This window comes from Methanococcoides sp. AM1, from assembly GCF_900774055.1.
GTDB lineage: Archaea > Halobacteriota > Methanosarcinia > Methanosarcinales > Methanosarcinaceae > Methanococcoides.
In genome coordinates this window covers 1-249 of the sequence record NZ_CAAGSW010000027.1, presented here as the reverse complement: position 1 = coordinate 249, position 249 = coordinate 1, and the positions used below count along the sequence as shown (strand labels likewise).

At 42.6% G+C, this 249-nt stretch carries 1 protein-coding gene; it reads left to right on the top strand.

Annotated features, from left to right (window positions below; all coding sequences use genetic code 11):
* Nucleotides 1-249: PKD domain-containing protein (locus E7X57_RS12250; protein ID WP_135613283.1), on the top strand; the 249-nt coding region annotated here is incomplete at both ends.

Below are 249 nucleotides of genomic sequence, written 5' to 3'. Positions count from 1 at the left end.
ATGGTACTGCTTCCGAAGTCAAGACCGGTTATATCAATGTGACATCAGTTCCTATACTTCCGGTATCCGATTTCAGTGCTAATGTAACTGAAGGTATTGCTCCCCTGAGCGTTGCGTTTACTGATCTCTCAACCAATGCAACGTCATGGTCCTGGGATATTGATGCTGACGGTACTGAAGATTACTCCAGCCAGAATATAATTCATACGTATGATACAGCTGGTTTGTATACTGTCAATCTAACTGTCA